The sequence below is a fragment of the Allobosea sp. UC22_33 genome (assembly GCF_042700715.1).
Classification (GTDB): domain Bacteria; phylum Pseudomonadota; class Alphaproteobacteria; order Rhizobiales; family Beijerinckiaceae; genus Allobosea.
In genome coordinates, this window is record NZ_CP170556.1 from 2,621,857 (window position 1) to 2,642,598 (window position 20,742).

The 20,742-nt window shown below is 67.2% G+C and carries 20 protein-coding genes; 4 read left to right on the forward strand and 16 right to left on the reverse strand.

Annotated elements, in window-relative coordinates:
* Positions 1–23: 23 nt before the first annotated feature.
* Positions 24–659: a hypothetical protein gene (locus tag ACFJGT_RS12390; RefSeq protein ID WP_377848794.1), complete on the reverse strand. Its 636-nt coding sequence runs from the start codon at positions 657–659 to the stop codon at positions 24–26.
* 171 nt (positions 660–830) lie between these two features.
* Between ACFJGT_RS12390 and ACFJGT_RS12395 the strand changes: the two genes are divergently transcribed.
* On the forward strand, positions 831–1,820 hold the full coding sequence (locus tag ACFJGT_RS12395; RefSeq protein WP_377848795.1) for a DMT family transporter: 990 nt from the start codon (positions 831–833) through the stop codon (positions 1,818–1,820).
* On the opposite strand, the gene ACFJGT_RS12400 is transcribed toward ACFJGT_RS12395, so the two are convergent.
* From ACFJGT_RS12400 to ACFJGT_RS12410, 3 genes are all read right to left on the reverse strand, one after another.
* Positions 1,734–2,519, reverse strand: coding sequence for a hypothetical protein (locus ACFJGT_RS12400; protein ID WP_377848796.1), 786 nt, complete (start codon positions 2,517–2,519; stop codon positions 1,734–1,736). The genes ACFJGT_RS12395 and ACFJGT_RS12400 overlap by 87 nt on opposite strands.
* On the reverse strand, positions 2,516–3,679 hold the full coding sequence (gene tgt, locus ACFJGT_RS12405; protein ID WP_377848797.1) for a tRNA guanosine(34) transglycosylase Tgt: 1,164 nt from the start codon (positions 3,677–3,679) through the stop codon (positions 2,516–2,518). The genes ACFJGT_RS12400 and tgt overlap by 4 nt, the downstream gene beginning before the upstream one ends.
* A gap of 241 nt (positions 3,680–3,920) precedes the next feature.
* On the reverse strand, positions 3,921–4,277 hold the full coding sequence (locus ACFJGT_RS12410; protein WP_377848798.1) for an ArsC family reductase: 357 nt from the start codon (positions 4,275–4,277) through the stop codon (positions 3,921–3,923).
* A 224-nt stretch (positions 4,278–4,501) separates the two neighbouring features.
* Here ACFJGT_RS12410 and ACFJGT_RS12415 point away from each other — a divergent pair, with 224 nt between their 5' ends.
* A complete protein-coding gene (locus tag ACFJGT_RS12415; RefSeq protein WP_377848799.1) occupies positions 4,502–4,972 on the forward strand; it encodes a phosphoribosyltransferase family protein in 471 nt (156 codons plus the stop codon).
* Positions 4,973–5,004: 32 nt separating this feature from the next.
* Here ACFJGT_RS12415 and ACFJGT_RS12420 read toward each other — a convergent pair whose 3' ends face one another.
* Positions 5,005–5,712 carry a glutathione S-transferase N-terminal domain-containing protein gene (locus ACFJGT_RS12420; protein WP_377848800.1) on the reverse strand — a complete coding sequence of 236 codons (708 nt, stop codon included), beginning with the start codon at positions 5,710–5,712 and terminating at the stop codon, positions 5,005–5,007.
* 118 nt (positions 5,713–5,830) lie between these two features.
* Positions 5,831–6,310 (reverse strand): 2'-5' RNA ligase family protein, encoded by a 480-nt coding sequence (locus ACFJGT_RS12425; protein WP_377848801.1) that lies wholly within the window; start codon positions 6,308–6,310, stop codon positions 5,831–5,833.
* Between the two features lie 307 nt (positions 6,311–6,617).
* Between ACFJGT_RS12425 and ACFJGT_RS12430 the strand changes: the two genes are divergently transcribed.
* Entirely contained in the window at positions 6,618–7,997 is a 1,380-nt protein-coding gene (locus tag ACFJGT_RS12430) for a M20/M25/M40 family metallo-hydrolase (protein WP_377848802.1), read from the forward strand.
* A gap of 258 nt (positions 7,998–8,255) precedes the next feature.
* Here the strand turns inward: ACFJGT_RS12430 and ACFJGT_RS12435 are convergent, their stop codons facing one another.
* The 3 genes from ACFJGT_RS12435 to ACFJGT_RS12445 form a co-directional block, all read right to left on the reverse strand.
* On the reverse strand, positions 8,256–9,038 hold the full coding sequence (locus ACFJGT_RS12435) for an enoyl-CoA hydratase/isomerase family protein (RefSeq protein ID WP_377848803.1): 783 nt from the start codon (positions 9,036–9,038) through the stop codon (positions 8,256–8,258).
* Between the two features lie 12 nt (positions 9,039–9,050).
* Entirely contained in the window at positions 9,051–10,244 is a 1,194-nt protein-coding gene (locus tag ACFJGT_RS12440) for a CaiB/BaiF CoA transferase family protein (protein WP_377848804.1), read from the reverse strand.
* A 254-nt stretch (positions 10,245–10,498) separates the two neighbouring features.
* Positions 10,499–11,815, reverse strand: coding sequence for an aspartate aminotransferase family protein (locus ACFJGT_RS12445; protein ID WP_377848805.1), 1,317 nt, complete (start codon positions 11,813–11,815; stop codon positions 10,499–10,501).
* A gap of 134 nt (positions 11,816–11,949) precedes the next feature.
* Between ACFJGT_RS12445 and ACFJGT_RS12450 the strand changes: the two genes are divergently transcribed.
* Positions 11,950–12,741: an IclR family transcriptional regulator gene (locus ACFJGT_RS12450; protein ID WP_377848806.1), complete on the forward strand. Its 792-nt coding sequence runs from the start codon at positions 11,950–11,952 to the stop codon at positions 12,739–12,741.
* Between the two features lie 249 nt (positions 12,742–12,990).
* On the opposite strand, the gene ACFJGT_RS12455 is transcribed toward ACFJGT_RS12450, so the two are convergent.
* The 7 genes from ACFJGT_RS12455 to ACFJGT_RS12485 all read right to left on the reverse strand — a co-directional run bounded on the left by ACFJGT_RS12455 (position 12,991) and on the right by ACFJGT_RS12485 (position 20,740).
* Positions 12,991–13,938: an ABC transporter permease gene (locus tag ACFJGT_RS12455; RefSeq protein WP_377848807.1), complete on the reverse strand. Its 948-nt coding sequence runs from the start codon at positions 13,936–13,938 to the stop codon at positions 12,991–12,993.
* Positions 13,935–14,813, reverse strand: a complete 879-nt coding sequence (locus ACFJGT_RS12460; protein WP_377848808.1) for an ABC transporter permease — start codon at positions 14,811–14,813, stop codon at positions 13,935–13,937. Before ACFJGT_RS12460 ends, ACFJGT_RS12455 begins: the two co-directional genes overlap by 4 nt.
* A 43-nt stretch (positions 14,814–14,856) precedes the next feature.
* Positions 14,857–16,395: an ABC transporter substrate-binding protein gene (locus tag ACFJGT_RS12465; protein WP_377848809.1), complete on the reverse strand. Its 1,539-nt coding sequence runs from the start codon at positions 16,393–16,395 to the stop codon at positions 14,857–14,859.
* A 31-nt stretch (positions 16,396–16,426) separates the two neighbouring features.
* Entirely contained in the window at positions 16,427–17,935 is a 1,509-nt protein-coding gene (locus ACFJGT_RS12470; RefSeq protein ID WP_377848810.1) for a M81 family metallopeptidase, read from the reverse strand.
* Between the two features lie 183 nt (positions 17,936–18,118).
* Positions 18,119–19,888 carry a dipeptide ABC transporter ATP-binding protein gene (locus ACFJGT_RS12475; RefSeq protein ID WP_377848811.1) on the reverse strand — a complete coding sequence of 590 codons (1,770 nt, stop codon included), beginning with the start codon at positions 19,886–19,888 and terminating at the stop codon, positions 18,119–18,121.
* Complete coding sequence (locus ACFJGT_RS12480; protein WP_377848812.1) at positions 19,885–20,520, reverse strand: ABC transporter permease; 636 nt, start codon at positions 20,518–20,520, stop codon at positions 19,885–19,887. The genes ACFJGT_RS12475 and ACFJGT_RS12480 overlap by 4 nt, the downstream gene beginning before the upstream one ends.
* An 82-nt stretch (positions 20,521–20,602) precedes the next feature.
* Complete coding sequence (locus ACFJGT_RS12485) at positions 20,603–20,740, reverse strand: hypothetical protein (RefSeq protein WP_377848813.1); 138 nt, start codon at positions 20,738–20,740, stop codon at positions 20,603–20,605.
* Positions 20,741–20,742 lie beyond the last annotated feature (2 nt).

The following is a 20,742-nucleotide window of genomic DNA, read 5'->3' on the forward strand; positions in this document are numbered from 1 at the left end:
TCTAAAGCCTCAAGCTGCCGCGCTCACCAGCGCGGCAGCAGGCCGTTGGCCTGCGTCAGGGTCCAGGACCCGGCCGCCTGCACGCTTCCGGCCGCGCCGGAGACCACGTCGACGACCTTCATCGCCGGCGCGACGACGTACTGCCGCAGGGATGAATCCGCACCATCGCCGCCAGATGCCTCCGCCGCCTGCACCGTGTCCACGGCTGCCATGGCCGCAGGAGGCAGGATCACCAAAGGCGGGGCCATCGACTGCCCCTTTTGCTCGGATAGAACCGCAAGGCGGCGCGGCGGCAATGCGGTCGCATTGGCCGCAACACGCGCCTTGGCCTGCACGGCCACGCGCGGCGGCGCCCAATCCGCCTGCTCCGGCCAGGCAAGCGACATCGGCATCGCCAGCGCCGCGGGCGTGACCGGGCGTCCGGCAGCGAACTCTCCCTCACCGGCCGGTCCGACATCCGCAAGGCGGTCTGAGATCTTGCCATCGCGCAGCAGGGTCAGGCTCGGCGCCACAGCTCGCTCGGGCGCCGCATCGGACATGAGCGTCGGCACCATCACGAGCAAGGCCGTCGCCGTGGCGACGCCCAGCGAGAGCAGGAGATCGCTCCCCAGCCTCGCCGCCATCGTGGTCGGCGCGGGAAAATCAGAATCTGTCGGCATCGGTTGCGCTCCTGATCACTGCGCCCCTTGCATGTTGCGATGCAAGGAAGCCGGTGCGTCTGGGCGCCAGCAGGGCCGAAACGGGGCGCAAATACGGTCTGCCACCGCACGCGCGGACGCCATGCGTGCCGGCCCGTAACACCGCAGGCAACGCGACGTTAGAGAAGGGGCATGGATCAGATCGCCCCCGCTGCCCTGCTCGAGACGGATGCGCGGGTGCGCCGCCGCAAGCGCCTCGCGGCGCTCGGCATGCTGCTGGCGGTCCTGATCTACGGCTCGAACTTCGTCATCAGCCGCCACGCCGTCCTGAACGGATTGACCCAGCATGACCTGATGGCGCTGCGCTTCGCCACTGCCGGCCTGCTGCTCCTGCCGATCTTCCTGCGGCCGGGCCTGGCCTCCTGCGGCGGCGTCGGCTGGAAGCGTGGGCTCTGGCTGACGCTGAGCAGCGGCTTTCCGATGACCTATCTGATGCTGACCGGCCTGACGATGGCGCCCGCCGCCCATGGCGCGACGATCGGGCCGGGCACGGTGACGCTGATCGGCATCATCGGCTCGGTCGTGATGTTCGGCGCCGCCCTGACCGGGCGGTTGATGGTCGGCGTCGCCGGGGTGCTCGCCGGCCTGATCTGCCTTGGCATCGCCGGCAGCGCGGGCGCGAACGCCTTGACGCTGCGCGGCGATCTCTGCTTCCTCGGCGTCGGCCTGCTCTGGGGCTTTTACCCCCTGATGATCCAGCGCTGGCAGGTCGACGGCCTGAAGGCGACCGCGATCGTCTCGGTCCTGTCGCTGGTCTATCTGCCGGTCTATTTCCTATTCTATTTCCGCGGCTTCGACATCGCGCCCTGGTGGGTGCTCGTCCTGCATGGCTTCAACCAGGGCGTGCTCAACGTCATTGTCGGGCTCTGGGTCTGGGGCTGGGCGGCACATGTGCTGGGGCCGTCCGTGGTCGGGCGCTTTCCGCCGCTGATCCCGGTCACCGGCACGCTGCTCGCCATTCCGGCGCTGGGCGAGATCCCCTCCTCGCTTCAGCTCGTCGGTATCGTGATGATCATCGGCGGCCTGTTCGTGGCGTCATGGCGCCGCCCGACGCGCAAGGCCGAGCAGGATCAGGTTCCAGACAACAGCGATGGCGAGGCCGAGGCCCAGCGCCGTCCATGAGCCCCAGGGCACGGCGGCGAGATGCACCGCCGCGAGCCCAAGCCCGGCCCCGAGCAATCCGAGCGCGCTGCTGCCGATGACCGCTGCCGCGGCCGGGCCGCCGGCCCGCGTATGCAGGATGACGATCAGGCTCGACAGGATGATCGGCAGCCCGGCGAGGATGCCGGACCATTGCGGACCGACGCGCTCGCTGAGACCCGTCACGACGCCCACCAGCGCCGCGACGCAGGCTGCGCGGATCGGAATGGCATAGCGCGAAATCCCGGCCGGAGGCTTGGCGCGCACCTTGAGATAGGGCCGCACGAGCACATGCACGACCGACAGGGCGAGCACCGTCAGCACTGTGAGAGGCACGACCGATAGGGCCATGCTGCGAAGCACCAGCAGCAGCACCGCCCAGAGCGCAAGCGCTCCGCCGAGGGAAACCAGCACCCCATGGCGCTGGGCCAGCAGGACATAGCTCAGCACGAAGCTCGCATGGGTCGCGTTGGCGTTCATCGTGCCGAGCGCGGCGCCCGCGATGAAATCCGGGCCATGGTCGAGCGCGAGGAAGACGAGCACCGGCCCGAGCGAGATCGGCAGGGTGGCGATCATCGCCGCCATCAAGGGACCGGCCCGCTCGGCGAGCATCGAGCAGCTCACGACCACGCAGGCCGCAAGCGCCATCTTGAGCGGCAGCAGGGCGAGGCCCGTGCTCAAGCCGGCTCGCCCCTTTCCCAGCCTTCGCGGGTCTCGGCGATGAAGTCGTCGAGCCGCCCGGCAGCGATGGCGGCGCGCAGGCCCGCCATCAGGTCCTGGTAATAGGCGAGGTTCACCCAGGTCAGCAGCATCTTGCCGAGCATCTCCTCGGCCTTGACGAGATGGTGCAGATAGGCGCGCGACCAGCCATTGGCGGCGGGGCAGGAGGATTGCTCGTCGACCGGGCGCGGGTCTTCCGCATGCTTGGCGTTCTTCAGGTTCATCCGGCCGAAGCGGGTGAATATCTGGCCATGGCGCCCGGCCCGCGTCGGCATCACGCAGTCGAACATGTCGATGCCGCGCGCCACCGATTTCACGATGTCGTCGGGCGTGCCGACGCCCATCAGGTAGCGCGGCTTCTCCTGCGGCAGATGCGGCTCGACCGTCTCGATCATCGCCAGCATCACGTCCTGCGGCTCGCCGACGGCCAATCCGCCGACCGCATAGCCCTTGAGGTCCATCGCGGCGAGCTCGCGCGCGCTCTCGACGCGCAGATGCGGCACGTCCCCGCCCTGTACGATGCCGAACAGAGCCCGCCCGGGATGCTCTCCGAACGCCGTCTTGCAGCGCTCGGCCCAGCGCAGCGACAGTCGCATCGCCTTCTCCGCGACCTTCTCCTCGCAGGGAAGCGCCACGCATTCGTCGAGCTGCATCACGATGTCGGAGCCGAGCAGGTTCTGGATCTCGACCGAACGCTCGGGGGTGAGCACATGCTTAGAGCCGTCGATATGGGAGCGGAAGGTCACGCCTTCCTCGGTCAGCTTGCGGAGGTTGGCGAGCGACATCACCTGGAAGCCGCCGGAATCGGTGAGGATCGGGTGCGGCCAGTTCATGAATCTGTGCAGGCCGCCGAGCTTCGCGACGCGCTCGGCGCCCGGCCGCAGCATCAGGTGATAGGTATTGCCGAGCACGACATCGGCGCCGAGCGCCCTCACCTGCTCGGGATACATCCCCTTCACGGTCGCGGCGGTGCCGACCGGCATGAAGGCCGGCGTGCGGATGACGCCGCGCGGCATGGTGATCGCACCGGTGCGCGCGGCGCCGTCGCGGGCGGCGACCTTGAAGGTGAATTCAGGAGTGGCAGCGATTTCCGGCTGCATGGACTGGGGCTGAACGGTCATGGCCTGCGAGGTAGAGCAGCGCGCCGGTTTAGGGAAGAGACCCGCGCGCCGGATGGGCCATGCGTCGCTCAGCATAAATCACATCGCGCGGTCATCCCGGGCGACCGCAGGGAGACCCGGGATCCATGCCGGAACCTTCAGCGGAAAGGCTCAGGCATGGATCCCGGATCGTCGCCGCGTCGCGGCTTGTCCGGGATGGCCGCGTCTTTCGGTCGACCCAATCCAGGCTGGAGCGGGATTGCTACTTCCCGGAGACCGCCGCCGCATAGATCTCCGGCTTGAAGCCGACGATCGTCTTGCCTTGGCCCAGGTCGAGCACCGGCCGCTTGATCATCGAGGGCTGCGCCAGCATCAGCGCGATCGCCTTGTCAGCGTCGAGCCCCTGCTTCTCGGCATCCGGCAATGCCCGGAAGGTCGTGCCGGCGCGGTTCAACACCGTCTCCCAGCCGTGCTCCTTGACCCAGCGTTCGAGCGAGGCCTTGTCGATCCCGCTCGCCTTGTAGTCATGGAAGGCCACCGCGACGCCATGGCCGTCGAGCCAGGTGCGCGCCTTTTTCATCGTGTCGCAATTCTTGATGCCGTAGATGGTGATAGTCATGCCGTCGTCCGAAGCTCGTGAAACCACATGGCGTTCGCCGTCCAACTGTCGTCACGATTTGCCGGCCGGCGGCAGGCAGGGATGACAAGGCGGGCGGCATCGCCGGATACAGGCAGGGATTAGCATGGATAGCGCGTCAGTCTCCGAGCCGAAAATGTCGGACAGCCCGGCTTTTCCCCATCGTCGCTGGAAGGACCACCCCGTCCCCGGCGTCGACTTTCCCGATGCCACGACCTTCACCAGCGACGCCCGCTGGATGCGGGACCGCCTGCGAGGCCCTCTCCGCCCGTCTCGACAAGGAGATCGACCTTCTCGCCGGCATCGATATCGGCGGCCTCGGCTTTGCCGGCGCGCTGGCGCTGCGAAACGGCCTCGGCTTCATCGATATCCGCAAGGTCGGCTCCATCCGCGCCGATGTCGTGCGCAGCCTCGCGAACAATTATGAGCTCGGCAACGGCATCGCCATGTCGAAGGGCCAGGCGCTGGAGGGGCGTAAGGTTGCCATCATAGACGATTGCCTGATGACTGGCGGCACCGCGCTGGCAACGGCGCAATTGCTGCGCCGGCTGGGCGCACGCTGCACGCATGCGCTCTTTGTCTTCGAGCTCGAAGGCCTCGGCGGCCGGGAGCGGCTGACCCAGGGCGGCATCGCTGTGCATACCGTGCAGCACCTCCCGCCGACCCAGCCCAAATAGGTTTTCGGGCTGCGTCCAAGGGCAGCCGGGACTCAACCCGGGCGCTTCGGGCTGTCGAGGCCGCGCTGCACGGCCGGGCGCGACAGGCAACGCTCCAGCCAGATCGGCACATGCGTCAGCTTCGCATAATCGACGAGCTCGCCCGCGCCATAGAAGCCCACGAGATTGCGCACCCAGCCAAGGATCGCGATATCGGCGATGCTGTAGTCGTCGCCCATGATCCAGGTGCGGCTGGCCAGCCTGTCCTCGAGCACGCCGAGCAGGCGCTTGCTCTCGCTGGCATAGCGGTCGCGCGGGCGCTTGTCCTCGTATTCGCGGCCGGCGAACTTATGGAAGAAGCCGAGCTGGCCGAACATCGGGCCGATCGCGGCCATCTGGAAGAACACCCACTGGATGGTCTCGTAGCGGGCCGCGGGGTCCTTCGGCAGGAGCTTGCCGGTCTTCTCGGCGAGATAGAGCAGGATCGCACCGGATTCCCACAGGCCGAACGGCTTTCCGCCGGGGCCGTTGGGGTCGATGATCGCCGGGATCTTGCCGTTGGGGTTCAGCGAGAGGAATTCCGGCCCCCAGGTCTCGTTCTTGCCGATATCGATGAGATGCGGCTCGTAGGGCAGTTCCAGCTCCTCCAGCGCGATCGAGACCTTCACGCCGTTCGGCGTCGGCAGCGAATAGAGCTGGATGCGGTCGGGATGCACTGCCGGCCAGCGCTTGGTGATCGGAAAGGCGGACAAATCGGCCATGACAGGCTCCGTCTGAATCGGATGAGGCTTCGGCCGGGAACGATAGAGCCGGCAGCGCCCAAAGCAACGGCGCACGCCCTCGATTGCCGCAAACCGGCCTTGCACGGCTGCATGGAGTTCAAACGAGCGGCCAGGAGCCCAGAATCTCGTACCTCCTGTTATCGATGCTTTCGATCAGAACGAAGTCGCGCACCTGCCAGCGCAGCTCTGGAACGTCGATGAACTCCAGACGCCTCCGATCGTAGAAGAGTGTCACATGCGGCTGGAAGCTCGACCCGTCGACCTTGAGTCCGGCGTGCCGCAAGGCGTCATGGAGTGCGGCGGACAGGCGGTTTGCACCGGCCAGGTCCTCCCGCGTCGTCAGGGAAAATGCGTAGTTCGGCGCCGCTCCGAAGCTCGCAGCCTGATTGAACATGACTGCGAAGGAAGTCCTTCGGATTTCGTTGGCGACTGCGCACGCCATCTCGATAGTCTGCCCGAACGGCCCATCGGGGGCAGCAATCCCCCGCAAGGTCACATGATACTTGGCAGGTCCGCGCAACTCGCCGGAGGCGCGAAGCCGCGCGCTCAACTCACCGGCCAGATGGTGAATCCGCACCCTCGCTTCCGCATCCGGGAGGAGCGCGAAGAAATAGCGGGGCGGACGGCGGCCTTCTCGCGGCCGAACCTCTCGCCCACCATCGAGGTCAAGAACGAGCTGCATATCCCACAATAGAACAAAGTATGAACAAATCAAGCCACAATCTACCCAGCGAAAATCGCAAGGCTGCCAATCACCACCACAGCTTCACCAGCGCTTGAGCCCCACTCACCCCGCGTCTAGGCTGCCTTCGGTGGCCGCACGGTCGCCGCTTGCGCCCCCGCTTGGCGGGCGGCACGGATTCCTCTCCTTTCAGGCATTGGCTATGGCTTCCTCAGACGCACTCGCCGCGGTCTTCGATCATATCGAAGCGAACCGCAGCGCCTTCCTCGACCGTCTCATCGCCTATCTGCGGCACCCCAGCATCAGCGCCGAGAATATCGGCATCGCCGAGGTTGGCCTGCTGCTCGTCGACATGCTCACCGAGATCGGCCTGGAAACCAGCCTGATCCCGACCGAGGGCCACCCGGTCGTCGTCGCGCGCTGGGAGAAGGCGCCGGGCAAGCCGACCGTGCTGCTCTATGGACATTACGACGTGCAGCCGCCGGACCCGCTCGACAAATGGGTCTCGCCGCCCTTCGAGCCGACGATCCGCGACGGCCGTCTCTATGCGCGCGGCGTCGGCGACAACAAGGGCCAGCATTTCGCCCAGATCCTCGCGATCGAATCCCATCTCAAGGTCCATGGCGAACTGCCCTGCAACGTCATCCTCGTGCTGGAAGGCGAGGAGGAGATCGGCAGCCCGAACATCGCTGGCTTCGTGCGCGCCAATCCGCATCTGCTGAAGGCCGACCTCGCCGTCACCGCCGACGGGCCGCGCCATGCCAGTGGCGCGCCCTCGATCAAGTTCGGCTCGCGCGGCGTCGTTTCCTTCGACCTGCGCTGCCGCCATGCCAGCCGCGACGTTCATTCCGGCAATTTCGGCGGTGTCGTGCCGAACCCGATCTGGACGCTGGTCCATCTCCTCGCAACGATGAAGAACCCCGAAGGCGAGATCACCATCGAGGGCCTGCACGATGCCGTCGAGCCACCGACGGCGGAGGAGTTGGAAGCGGTCGAGCGCCTCCCGCTCGATATCGAGGCCTTCAAGAAGGGCGTCGGCCTCACCCGCCTCGACGCGCCAGCCGATCGCCCGTTCTACGAGCGCCTCTGCTTCCGTCCGACGCTGACGATCAACGGCTTCCATGGCGGCTATGGCGGGCCGGGCACCAAGACCGTGCTGCCGAACGAGGCGCTGGTGAAATGCGACATCCGCCTCGTCGAGGCGCAGGATCCGGAGGACATCCTGCGCAAGGTCCGGGCCCACGTCGAAAAGCACGCGCCGGAAGTCGAATTCATCTGCGAGGAGAAGGGTATGCAGCCCTCCAAGACATCGATCGCCTCGCCCTATACCGCACCGCTGCGCCGCGCCTTCGTCGCCGCGCAGGGCGAGGAGCCCCTGCTGATCCCGGCCGGCTTCGGCAGCCTGCCGAATTACGTCTTCACCAAGATCCTCGGCATCCCCGCCTTCGTGACGCCCTACGCCAATCACGACGAGGCCAACCACGCCCCCAACGAGAACATGACGCTGGACTGCTTCTACAGCGGCCTGCGCACGGGCGCGGCCCTGCTGCACGAGCTCGGGCAGCTCGGAAAGCCGGCCTGAGCCTTTGGCGGCGCACCGTCATGGTCGGGCTTGTCCCGACCATCCACGTCTTCCTTCGTGACGCACGGCGTTCAAGACGTGGATGCTCGCCACAAGGGCGAGCATAACGCTCAAACCACAAACGTGGGTCATCCCGGACAAGCCGCGAAGCGGCGCCGATCCGGGATCCATTCCGGAACCTTTATCGGAAACGCTCCGGCATGGATCCCGGGTCAAGCCCGGGATGACGGCGTGGTTCCGGTGGCAAATTGGAGGGGGCTACCGCCCGGTCCAGTTCGGCGTCCGCTTGCCCAGGAACGCCTCCATCCCCTCGCGGAAATCGGCGCTGGTATAGCAGAGCGTCACGAGATCATGGCCGTCGATGCCGGCGGCGATCGCGGCCGTCAGCCGGCGCATCGCCTCCTTGGTCGCGCGCATCGTCAATGGCGCGTGGCCGGCGATGGTCTGCGCCAGTTCACCGGCCCGCCGCATCAGCGCCTCATGGTCCGGCACCAACTCGTTATAGAGGCCGATCCGCGCCCCCTCCTCCGCCTCGACCAGCCGGGCGGTGAAGACGATATCCTTCACCCGTGCCGGACCGAGGATGGCGTAGAGCCGTCCGTAATTCTCCATCGACAGGCAGTTGCCGAGCGTACGCGCGATCGGGAAGCCGAAGCGCGCGCTCTGCGTTGCGATCCGCAAGTCGCAGGCAAGCCCGATCGCCGCCCCGCCGCCGGTAAAGGCCCCGGAGATCGCAGCCAGCGTCGGCACGGAGCAGCTTTCGATCGTGCCGATCACGGTCTCGATCCGCTCCTCATAGGCCAGCGCATCCTCGGCGCTGGAGAAGGCGCGGAACTGGGCGATGTCGGTGCCGGCCGCAAAGGCCTTGTCGCCGGCCCCGGTCATGACGATGACGCGCGGATCGCCATGCGCCGCCGGGTCGCGGCAGATTTCGGCGATGCGCTCATACATGGCGAAGGTCAGCGCGTTGCGCGCCTGGGGCCGGTTGAGCGTGATCGTGCCGACCCCGCCCTCGACCGCATACAGGATTTCGTCGTTCACGCAGGCTCTCCGTCAGATCACGCCATCGGCCCGCAAGCGCGCGAGCCCGGCTTCGTCATAGCCGAGATCGGCCAGGATCTCGTCGTTATGCGCGCCGGCCGCGGGCGTCGGCGTCGCGACATCGGCAGGCGTGCGCGAGAGCGTCACCGGCTGGCCGATCAGGCGGATATCGCCGAGCTCGGGATGGCTGACCGGCTTGGCGATGCAGAGATGGCGCACCTGCGGGTCCTCGAACATCTCGTCCACCGCATAGATCGGCCCGGCCGGAACGCTGTTGCGCTCCATCGCCTCCAGCCAATGAGCGCTGTCGGCGGCGGCGAAAATCTCCTCGATCATATCGCGCAGTTCCGGCCGGCGGGCGAAGCGCTTCTCCTTGTTGTCATAGCGCGCATCCGTGCCCCATTCCGGCCGCCCGATCGCCCGGCAGAACGAGCGCCACTGCTCCTCGCCGCCGACGCCGAGATTGATCGCGCCGTCGCGCGTTCGGTAGACACCCATCGGCGTATGATAGGGATGATCGTTGCCGGCCTGCGGCGGCACCGAGCCCTCGACCAGATAGCGCGCGGCCTGGAAATCCATCATCGCGATTTGCGCTTCGAGCAGCGAGGTCTGCACCCACTGCCCTTTGCCGGAAACCGCCCGCTCCTGCAGCGCGACCAGCGCGCCGACCGCGCCATAGAGCCCAGCCGAGGAATCGGCGAGCGCGATCCCGGCCCGGACCGGCCCCTGGCCGGGCAATCCGGTCACCGACATCATCCCGCCCATGCCCTGCGCGATCTGGTCGAAGCCGGCGCGCGTCCGGTAAGGGCCGGACTGGCCGAAACCGGAGATCGAGACCAGGATCAGGCGCGGATTGAGCGCATGCAGCGTCTCGAAATCGAGCCCGAGCCGCTCCTTCACGTCCGGCCGGAAGTTCTCGACGACGAGATCGGCCTCGTCGACCAGCTTCATCAGGATCGCCTTGCCCTCGGGCGTCTTCAGGTTCAGCGCGAGCGAGCGCTTGTTGCGATGCAGGTTCTGCATGTCGTAGCCGAGGCGCGGCCCGCTCATGTTCTCGTTGGGATCGAGCCCCGGCGGGCTCTCGACCTTGATCACGTCGGCCCCGAAATCGGCGAAGACGCGCACACAGGTCGGCCCGGCCCGCACCCGCGTCAGGTCCAGCACCTTGAGCCCGGCAAGCGCGGTGGACGGTCTCGGCTGCGGCATTTGTGTTCGCTCCCTCTCGGAGCGAACTATCCGGTACGGCGTGCGGCGCGGTCAATGGCAGGGCGCATGCTGCATGCAAGAGTGGGGCGCATGGCGAACCACCTTTGTCATTCCGGGGCGCGCCGCAGGCGCGAACCCGGAACCCACGACTGGGCTGGACCTTTGGTGACTGGTGCAGGCCGCTCACCCGGTCGTGGGTTCCGGGTTCTTCGCGATGCGAAGCCCCGGAATGACAAGGGGTGAGGCCTGAACCGCTACGCCACCGCCCGCGCCGCGTCGCGCACCGCGGCAAGCGTCGCGTCGACCACCGCCGCATCATGCTCCGACGAGACGAACCAGGCGCCGCGCTCTAGCACGCGCACGCCGCGCTTGAGCAATTCATGGGCGAAGCGGCTATAGGCGGCCTTGTCGGCGCGCGCGACGTCCCGGTAGTTCCGCGCGGGGGCGTCGAGCCCGAAGGCAACGTGGAACATCAGCGGGAAGCCGGCAACCTGCGCCTTGATGCCCGCATCTTTGAGGGTCGTACGGATGCCGTCCTGCAAGCGCTGGCCATGGACGGAGCTCCGCTCGTAATGCTCCGGCGTCAGCGCCTTCTGGGTCGCGACCAGCGCCGCCATCGCCACCGGCTGGGCATTGAAGGTGCCGCCATGCAGCACGCCATCGGCAAAAAGATCTAGCAGATCGGCCCGGCCCGCGATCGCCGCGACCGGGAAGCCGTTGGCGATCGCCTTCGCCATCAGGGTGAGGTCGGGCGTGACGCCGAAGCGTTCCTGCGCCCCGCCGCGCCCCAGCCGGAAACCGGTGATGACCTCGTCGAAGATCAGGATCGCGCCATACTTGCGGCAGGCGGCGAGCGCGCCCTCCAGATAGCCCGGCGCAGGCGCGATGGCGCCCTGATTGCACATCGCCGGCTCCATCAGCACGGCGGCGACATCGCCCTTGGCGAGCCGTGCTTCCAATGCCGCGAGGTCGTTCCAGCCGAGGATCGAGAGCCCCTCGCCGGCTTGCGGGTCCTGGCCCTTGCTGCCGATCACCGGCGTCGGCGCCTCCTCCGGTCCGGCCGCGTTAAGCCCCGGCGCCGTCGACCAGAGGATGTTGTCGAACCAGCCGTGATAATGCCCCTCGAACTTGACGATGGTGTGCTTGCCCGTGGCGGCGCGCGCCAATCGCATCGCCGCCTGCGCCACCTCCGAGCCCGATGAGCCGAAGCGCAGGCGCTCCGCCGAGGGAATGCGCTCGCAGATCAGTTGCGCGGCTTCCGCCTCGATCGGCATCTGCCCGGCGAAGAGGATGCCCTTTTCGGCCTGGTGCTTCACCGCCTCGATGACAGGCGCCGGCGTGTGGCCGAGCACGGTCGCGCCCATGCCGCAGTAATAGTCGATGATCCGGTTGCCGTCGGCGTCGATGAGATAGGCGCCCTCGCCGCGCTCGAAGACGAGCGGACCGGGCTGCATGCCCAGCCGGAAATTGCTGTTCACGCCGCCGGCGATGAAACGCGCATTCGCCGCGATCTGCCGGGCGGATTCGTCGAAGCGCAGAGCGCCCGCCTGCTGGCTGTCCTTGCCTGTCACTGCGTTGCCTCCTGCTGTTGTCCCCGACCAGACCAGACCGCCCGCTCCGCGTAAAGGAACAGCGGTTTCGCCTTGCGGAATTCATTGGCGTTGGCCATGTTGGCTTTCGAACGAGCCCGACCACCGGAGCGCAGATGGCCAAGAAACCCGACAACCCCTATGTCGTGCAGCCGGTGATGAAGGCGCTGAAGGTGCTGGAGCTGGTCGCCCGCCACGGCCATGAGATCGCGCTCACCGCCGTCAGCAAGGAGCTCAAGATCCCGAAGACGACGACCTTCCGCTATCTGCAGACGCTGACCGCTGCCGGCTTCCTCGACCACAACCGCGCGACCGATCGCTACAATCTCGGGCCGCAATTGCGTGCCATCGCCCGCGCCGATGCCAGCGTCAGCAAGGTCCGCGAACTCGCCCGCCCGGCGATGATCGAACTCATGCAGGAGTTCAACGAGACCGTGAATCTCGCGGTCAAGGGCAATGGCACCGTCGTCTATATCGACCTGATCGAGGCCAATCGTTCGCTGCGCATGCAGGCTCGCATCGGCGAGAGCCACCCGATGCATTCGACCGCGCTCGGCAAGGCGATCCTCGCCTTCCTGCCCGATGCGGAGCGGCAGCGGCAGCTCGACCTGCCGCTGACCGAGCGCACCGGCCGCACCCTGCTCGAGCGCGAGGAGATCGAGCGGCAGCTCCGGCAGGTCGCCCGCACCGGCTACGCGACCGAGATGGGCGAGAACGAGGACGGCGCCATGTGCGTCGGCGTGCCGATCCTCGACGAGGACGGCTATCCCGTCGCGGCGCTGAGCGTCTCCGCGCCCTTGATGCGGATGCCGCATTCGCTGGCGGCAAAGGTCGGCACGCGGCTGCGCGAGGTCGCGGCCGGCATCTCGACCCATCTCGGCTCGCGGCCCACGGCCGATCCGCGTTAGGCGGTTCGGACAATTGCCGGCAATGAAGCTGCTGGAGCCACCGCCGTCATTCCGGGGCAGGCCGCAGGCCTGAGCCCGGAACCCAGAACCGATGCGGTTATGACGGCAGGCCCCAACCCGACGGCGCTTCTCATAGAAGCGGCATCGGTTCTCGGGTTCCGGGCTCTTCGCTGACGCGAAGCCCCGGAATGACGGTGGAGCCTCGGCACGGCCTCTGCGACCAGATGTCCACGGAAGCTGGAAGCCCGCTCATCGGTATTCGATCCGCGGGTCGATCCAGGCGTAGAGCATGTCGACCGTGAGGTTGATCAGCATGTACGCGACCAGGATCACCAGGATGCAGCCCTGGATCAGCGGGTAGTCGCGGGTGCTGATCGCCTGGATCAGCAGGCGCCCGAGCCCCGGATAGGTGAAGACCGCCTCGGTCACCACGGCGCCGCCGATGAAATTCGCCATCATCAGACCGACGATGGTGACGAAGGGCAGGAGCGCATTACGCATGATGTGGAAGCCGACGATGCGGTTCTCAGGCACGCCCTTGGCCCGCGCCGTGCGGACATAATCGGCCCGCGCCTCGCCGATCAGCGAAGCCCGCAGGAACCGCGCCAGGATGCCCGAGACATAGGTACCGAGCGTGATCGCCGGCAGCGCGAGGCTGCGCAGCGCATCGACCGGCGACTCCCAGAACGGGACATGGCGCGAGGCCGAGGGCAGCCAGCGCAGCTCCACCGCGAAGAGCAGGATCAGCAGGATGCCGAGCCAGAAGGTCGGCACGCCCAGCGCCAAAGCGCTCCAGCCGCTGAGCAGCCGGTCGAGCCACGAATTCGCCCTGACCGCGCTCGCGATCGCGACGGGAATGCCGATGACGAGCGCAACGAAAATCGCGGCCAGCGCCAGTTGCAGCGTCGCCGGCAAGCGTTCGCCGATCAGTTGCAGCACCGGCTGGCGGCTATGCAGCGAGAGCCCGAAATCGCCCATCATAGCCCTGCCGAGCCAGTCGGCGTATTGCACGACCATCGGCCGGTCGAGCCCGTAGCGCTGGATCGCGGCGGCGATCTCCTCCGGCCCGGCATTCTCGCCGACGATCACCGCGACCGGGCCGCCGGGCACGGCATAGATCATCGCGAAGATCGCGAAGGAGGCGACCAGCAGCACCGGCAGCATCTGGAACAGGCGGCGCAGGACATAGGCCGTCATCGCCGGCCCCCGATCGTCTCGCCGCTCGCATCGGTCTCGTCGCGGTCGAGGATCGCGGTCAGCGCCCGGCCGATCGTGTCGAGCGACAGGATCGTCAGCGTCAGCACGATGCCGGGCAGAACCGCATAGGTCGGCGCCTCGTAGAGATAGGATTTGCCGGTGCGCAGCATCTCGCCCCAGCTCGGCGTCGGCGGGGGAACGCCGACCCCAAGGAAGGCCAAAGCCGCCTCCAGCAGGATCGCGATCGAGGCCAGCACGATCGCCTGCACCACCAAGGGGCTCAGGGCGTTGGGCAGGATCGTCTTGAACATGATGTAGCCGGGGCTTCCGCCGAAGGCGCGCACCGCGGTGACGAAATCGAGCTGGCGCAGCGCCATGACCTGTGCCCGCGCGATGCGGGCAAAGCCCGGAATGCCGGCGATGCCGACCGCGATCAGCGCCGCGCCCTGGCTGCGGCCGAGCACGGCGATCAGCGCCATCGCGAACAGGATGTTCGGCAGCGCCAGCAGCACGTCGATGCAGCGCATCAGCAGGGAATCGCGCCAGTCGCCATAGAAGCCGGCGGCGAGCCCGATCGGCACGCCTATGAGGGCGGCGATGATGACCGCTCCGACCGCCGTCAAAAGCGAGGTCCGCGCGCCATAGATCACGCGGGCCAGGATATCGCGCCCGAGTTCGTCCGTGCCGAACCAGTTCTCCGCCGAGGGCGGCAAGAGCGAGGCCGCCACGCTCTGCGACAGCGGGTCGAAGGGCAGCACGGTCGCGAAAGCCGCCGCCAGCGCGACCAGCGCGAGGAAGCCGAGCCCCAGGGCGGCGCCGCGCCGGGCCAGCAGCCGACGCAGCAACCCCTTGATCCGGGCCAATGTCTCCGTCATCGCCGGGCGCCGCGCTCGCGCCGCCCGGCGCCGTCAGGCCGCATCATTTGAAGCCGATGGTGCGCGCGATGAAGAGGTTGTCGATATCGAGCGTCACGCCGCCGATCTTGTCGGAGGCGACGATCAGGCCGACATCGTAGGAATTGGTCGGGATGCCGAAGGCCTCCTCGACCATGACCTTGTTGAGGTTGTCATAGGCCGCTTTGACCTCGGCAGCGCTGCCCGAGGCACCGTCGACCCGGGCGATCGCCGCGACATAATCGGGATGCGGATGCGGGTCCTTCAGGACCGGATTGCCCGAGGTGCGATAGATCGAGTTGGTCGCGACGCGCGACGGGAATTTCTGGACGTTGCCGACCGCCCCGAAGGTGGCCGCGAAATCGCCGCCGAGCAGCGCGGTGACGTATTCAGCGCCTTGCCGCATGTCGAGTTCGACGGGGATGCCGATCTTCTGCAGCGAGCCCTGCACGATCTGGCTGATCGCCACCGAAGGCTCGTCGCTGCCGTTGACCAGCAGCTTCCAGCTCTTGAGCTCGTCGGCGGAAAGGCCGGAAGCGGCGATCAGCTTCTTCGCCTTCTCCAGGTCATAGGCATAGGTCGCGTTATAGCTCTCGTCATAGGCCGGGCTCGCCGGCGCCCAGGGCAGCGCCACGACCTTGCCCATCCCGGCATAGCCGACGCGCAGGATGCTCGCCCGGTCCATCAGATAGTTGAAGGCCTGCCGGAACGCCTTGTTGCGGAAGGGTCCGCGCGTCGAGTTGATGCGGAAGACCTGCACCAATGGCCCCGGCCCGGCGAAGACCTGGAAACCGGCATTCTTGAGCCTGACCGCGCTGCGCGAGGAGCCGTTATAGACGATGTCGACCGCGCCCGATTCCAGCGCGGCGCTGGCGGAAGCGTCCTCGCTGAACACGGTGAAGACGAGATCCTGCACGATCGGCTGCTTCTCGCGCCAGTATTTTGGATTGGCCTTGAGCGTCAGGCTCTGGCCCACCGCGCGGTTGACCAGCGTGTAGGCTCCGGTTCCGGCCGGCACGGTCTCGACCGTATCGATGCCCTTGGGGTCGATCGGCAGCAGGAACTGCAGGAGGTCGAGGATCTGCCGCTCGGGCACCGGCGCCTTGAAGTTGATCGTCACCGTCGCATCGTCCGGCGCCGACCAGTCCTTCACGATCGACATGGTCGCGAAGACGTTCTTGCCGCGCTTGGGATCGGCGCCTTTCTGCAGGGTCGCCAGCACGGAATCCGCCTTGAACGGCGTGCCGCTCTGGAAGGTCACGCCGCTGCGCAGCTTCAGCGTCACCGAAGTCTTGTCGGGTGCGATCGTCCATTCCGTCGCCAGGCTCGGCTCAGGCTTCCCCTCGGGGGTGTATTCGATCAGGCTGTCATAAAGGTTCTTGATGACGTGGAAATTCACCGTCGAGAGCTGCTGCGGGTCATAGTTCGCCAGCTCGCTCAGCACGGCGACGCGCAGCCTCCCGCCCTTGAGCTGCTGGGCTGAGGCCGGCAAGGCCCCCGCCAGGGACACGCCCGCCAGCGCAAGGCCGGCCATGCCGAATTGACGTCGCGACAGCTTTGTCATCGCTTTCCCCTGTTGTTGTGTTGGTTTCGTCTCAGCGCGTCCCCGCTCCCGGCTGGGACGAATGCGCCCGCCAGTCGCTTATTGTCTCCAATGGATAGACCGGGCGCGGAATCCGCTGCCACGGCAGGGTAAACACGTCCGATTGCCCCGGCCCGCTGGTATCGGCGCGAACGAGCCCGGAGGCGATGCGGTCGAAATACTGGAAGTTCGAGGCCGTCTTGAGCACGGCCATCTTGTAGTCGGAGAGGTCGATCCCGAAGGCCTCGTAGACATCGGGCACATTGCCGGCGACGCCGCGCAGTTCCGAGATCAGGAGCGTCACCGGCCCGACATCGAAGACCGCGACGCGGCCCATATCGACCTCCGGCTGGTGGTTGAAGTTGAGCGGGATCGAGCCCCCGCCGAGCTTCCGCACTTTGCCCGTCACCGTCAGCGGCTTGAAGAAGGCCGTGGCCGCATCGCCTCCGAGCGGCAAGGTCACCTCGGCGCCCTCGCCGGCGGCGGTCAGCGTCGCGACGGCCTTCGGCGAGATCAGCGGGATCAGCGCCTTGCTCTTGATACCGAGCCGCAGCATCGCTTCCAACAGCAGGTTGCTGTCGCCGGCCGCGCCGCCGAAGACGGTGTCGCCGGTATCGCTGAGCACGACCATGCCGCGCTCGGCCGCATCGGCCTTGCGGACGGCATCGTCGATGGAGACCGCCTCGCGTATCTGAAAGTCATCGCGCATCGACCAGGCGAGATCGGCCAACTCGTCCGCCAATTTCTCGGCCAGGGCCTGATCGCCATCGGTGACGACGATCGTCGACCAGCCGCCCTCGGCGACATCGAGCCAAGGCTGCATCGGGTAGTTCGAGGCCTGCAGGACACGACGATCCGCCTCGATGGCGCGAGCCCGGTCGAACCAGATCTTCATCGGTCCCTTCGAGGTTAGGAACTGCTCCTGATGCGACAGCAGCGGGATCTTGCGCCAGGCCATCACGGGCTTGGCTTTCTCCCGCAAGATGCGCAGCAGCACCTCGGTGCCGACCTTGCCGGTATCGAACACGTCATGCGGCTGGGTACGATGCCCGACGATCGCCGAGCAATTGGCCATGATCTTGTGGGTGACATTGGCGTGGTGATCGAGCCCGAGCAGGATCGGCACGTCCGGCCCCAAAATCTTGCGGCAGAGCTCGGCCTGCTCGCCCTCGACATCGTCGATGCCCTCGGCCGCGCAGGCGCCGTGGAGATGCAGGACGAGCCCGTCGATCGGGCCGACCGTCTCCAATCCCGCCCGGATCTTCGCCTGGAAGAAGTCGAAGGCCTCGCGCGAGATGCGCCCGCCCGCCACGGCCCAGGCGCGGATGATCGGGATCGTCTCGATATCGAGCCCGCTCTCCTTCACCGCCGCATAATGCCCGCCGATCTGGCCGATCTCGCCGAATTGCCGGGCGATCTCCTCACCCTCGACGAGGCCGAACGCCTCGAAATCCGCGAGCGTCGTCAGCAACGGATTGAAGTCGTTCGTCTCCTGAACGATGTGGATCAGCGCCAGACGCACGGGCATCCTCCCGGATTGCGACCGCTGCTCCGGCCGATGCCGGGCGAAGCGGTTTCTCGGACTTCAGGGCATCATTCCGGGCTACTTTTCAGTCGGTCCGCAGCCCGGCCTCATCTTCAAAAGCGTAATGGCGCCAAACATTTCGCGTCAAGGATTGGATGTTCCATCTGAAGGAACATGCGTTCACGCAGCAGTGCACTGTGCTCTTGGCCAGTAGCGGCAGGAGACGCCATGCCCCGGCCCGACCTCGTGCCATTCGGGCGTCCCGTCCCGCGCATGATCGACACCATGGACACAAGCTCCGCCATCGCCATCGAGGAAGCGAAGGTCCGGCGGCGGGCGCCTCAACCGCTCGCGCTGGAGCACGGGATCGGGCACCGGTACGGCGTCAAGCAGGAGCTGCGTGTAGGGATGGGCCGGGCTATCATAGACCTGGGCCGCACTGCCCATCTCGACGATGCGGCCACGGAACATCACGGCGACACGATGCGCCATCTCGCGGACGATGGCGAGGTCATGGGCGATGAAGAGATAGGACAGGCCGAGCTTCTCCTGCAGCGATTGCAGGAGCGCGACGATCTGCGCCTGGGTGCGCACGTCGAGCGCCGAGACCGGCTCGTCGCAGACCACGAAATCGGGATTGACTGCGAGCGCCCGGGCGATGACGACGCGCTGGCGCTGGCCGCCGGAGAACTCGTGCGGATAGCGCTGCATCATCGCCGGGTCGAGATTGACCAGCTCCAGCAGTTCCGCGACGCGCTCGCGGATGCGGTTGGCGGGCACCGTGCGGTGCACCTGCAAAGGCTCGCTCAGGATCTGCCCGATCGTCATGCGCGGATGCAGGCTGGAATAGGGATTCTGCAGCACGAACTGCATGTGCCGGCGCATGCGGCGCAACTCGCCGGAGCCCATCGTCGTCAGCTCTTGCCCCATCAGCTTGACCGAACCCTCGCTCGCCTTCTGGAGCTGAAGGATGGCGCGCCCGGCCGTGGTCTTGCCCGAGCCGGACTGGCCGACGAGCCCGAGGGTCTGGCCCGGCGCGATCTCGAAGGAGAGGCGCTCCACGGCCTTGACCGGCGGAGCCCCGCGCCGCGCCGGAAACAGCACCGAGAGATCGCGGACCTGAAGCAGCGGCTCCGTCATCGCACCGCCCCCCGCCCCTTGCAGGCGTGGCACCGCATCGAGCAGCGCCCGCGTATAGGCATGCTGCGGCCGCGCGAAGACATCGTCGACCGGCCCGGCCTCGACGATCTCGCCGCAATACATCACGTTCACCCGGTCGACCATGCCGGCGACGACGCCGAAATCATGGGTGATCAGCATCAGCGCCATGCCGCGCTCTTCCCGCAGCCGCAGCAGCAGCCGCAGGATCTGTGCCTGCACGGTGACGTCGAGCGCCGTCGTCGGCTCGTCGGCGATCAGCAGATCCGGCTCGCAGGAGATCGCGATGGCGATCAGCACGCGCTGGCGCTGCCCGCCCGAGAACTGATGCGGGAAATCGTCGATGCGACGTGCCGGATCGGGAATGCCGACGAGGTCGAGGAGCTCGACGCTGCGCTCGCGCGCCTCCTTCGCCGACAGGCCGAGATGGCGGCGCAGCATGTCGCCCATCTGCGCGCCGATGCTCATCACCGGGTTGAGCGAGGTCATCGGGTCCTGGAAGACCATGGCGATGCGCCGGCCGCGCAGGTCGCGCATCTCGTCCTCGCCGAGCCCGAGCAGTTCCTGCCCCCAGAAGGCGACGGAACCGCCGAGCCCGATCGAGGCGCCTTCCGGCGCCAGTCGCATCAGCGCCTTGGCGGTGACGCTCTTGCCGCAGCCGGATTCACCGACGAAGCCGACCGCCTCATCGGCATTGATGTCGAAGGAGATGCCGCGCACCGCCTGGATCACCTCGCGGCGCGTGGTCACGGTCGCGGTGAGGTCGCGCACCCTGAGGAGCGGGCCGGTCATCGCACGCTCCCCACGTCCAGAACCTCACGCAAGCCATTGGCGATGATGATGAAGGTCAGCGTCGCGAAGACGATCGCCAGAGCCGGGCCGACCACGGTCAGCGGCGCCAGCTCCATGAACTGGCGGGCCTCCGAGAGCATGCCGCCCCAGTTCGGATCGGGCGGCGGCGGGCCGAGGCCCAGGAACGACAAAGCCGTCACCGTGAAGATCGTCTGCGACAGCGTCAGGCTCGTCGCGACGAGGATCGGCGAGACCACGATCGGCAGGATATGGCGCAGTACGAGCCGCATCTCGCTCATGCCGACGCTGCGGGCCGCCTCGACATGGTCCCATTGCTTGACGCTGAGCACCGGCGCCCTGACCACCCGCGCCATAGCCGGCGTATAGACGATCGCGATGGTCAGGATCAGGTTCGGCACGGTCGGCCCCAGCGCCGCCACCACCGCGATCGCCAGCAGCAGCACCGGGAAGGCGAAGACGACATCGAGCAGGCGCATGATGATCTCGTCGGTGCGCCCGCCCAGATAGCCGGCCGCGAGCCCGAGGATCAGCCCGGCCACCAGCGCGATCAGCACGGCCGAGACGGTGATGAGCAGCGTGGTGCGTCCGCCGACGATCAGGCGGCTCAGCACGTCCCGCCCAATGGAATCCGTGCCGAGCCAATGCGCCGCGCTCGCCGGCGCCAGCGAATCCGGCGAGGTGGCCGAGGGGTCATCAGGGCGCCACCAGCGGCGCGAAGATCGTCAGCACCAACATCAGTGCGAGCATGGCAAGCCCGACGCCCAGCAAGAGCCAGCCCTGCGTGATCCCCGCTCCCTTGCGCGCGGCCGCGACCGGCGCACTGTCCTGCATGA

What these genes read in the sequence shown, in the direction of transcription:
- ACFJGT_RS12440 (WP_377848804.1), bottom strand. Translation starts at nt 10,244, where the DNA reads ATGCCGCAGCCGAGACCGTCCACCGCGCTTGCCGGGCTCAAGGTGCTG.
- ACFJGT_RS12475 (WP_377848811.1), bottom strand. Translation starts at nt 19,888, where the DNA reads ATGACCGGCCCGCTCCTCAGGGTGCGCGACCTCACCGCGACCGTGACC.
- ACFJGT_RS12410 (WP_377848798.1), bottom strand. Translation starts at nt 4,277, where the DNA reads ATGACTATCACCATCTACGGCATCAAGAATTGCGACACGATGAAAAAG.
- ACFJGT_RS12485 (WP_377848813.1), bottom strand. Translation starts at nt 20,740, where the DNA reads ATGCAGGACAGTGCGCCGGTCGCGGCCGCGCGCAAGGGAGCGGGGATC.
- ACFJGT_RS12420 (WP_377848800.1), bottom strand. Translation starts at nt 5,712, where the DNA reads ATGGCCGATTTGTCCGCCTTTCCGATCACCAAGCGCTGGCCGGCAGTG.
- ACFJGT_RS12390 (WP_377848794.1), bottom strand. Translation starts at nt 659, where the DNA reads ATGCCGACAGATTCTGATTTTCCCGCGCCGACCACGATGGCGGCGAGG.
- ACFJGT_RS12450 (WP_377848806.1), top strand. Translation starts at nt 11,950, where the DNA reads ATGGCCAAGAAACCCGACAACCCCTATGTCGTGCAGCCGGTGATGAAG.
- ACFJGT_RS12465 (WP_377848809.1), bottom strand. Translation starts at nt 16,395, where the DNA reads ATGACAAAGCTGTCGCGACGTCAATTCGGCATGGCCGGCCTTGCGCTG.
- ACFJGT_RS12460 (WP_377848808.1), bottom strand. Translation starts at nt 14,813, where the DNA reads ATGACGGAGACATTGGCCCGGATCAAGGGGTTGCTGCGTCGGCTGCTG.
- tgt (WP_377848797.1), bottom strand. Translation starts at nt 3,679, where the DNA reads ATGACCGTTCAGCCCCAGTCCATGCAGCCGGAAATCGCTGCCACTCCT.
- ACFJGT_RS12395 (WP_377848795.1), top strand. Translation starts at nt 831, where the DNA reads ATGGATCAGATCGCCCCCGCTGCCCTGCTCGAGACGGATGCGCGGGTG.
- ACFJGT_RS12415 (WP_377848799.1), top strand. Translation starts at nt 4,502, where the DNA reads ATGCCACGACCTTCACCAGCGACGCCCGCTGGATGCGGGACCGCCTGC.
- ACFJGT_RS12430 (WP_377848802.1), top strand. Translation starts at nt 6,618, where the DNA reads ATGGCTTCCTCAGACGCACTCGCCGCGGTCTTCGATCATATCGAAGCG.
- ACFJGT_RS12455 (WP_377848807.1), bottom strand. Translation starts at nt 13,938, where the DNA reads ATGACGGCCTATGTCCTGCGCCGCCTGTTCCAGATGCTGCCGGTGCTG.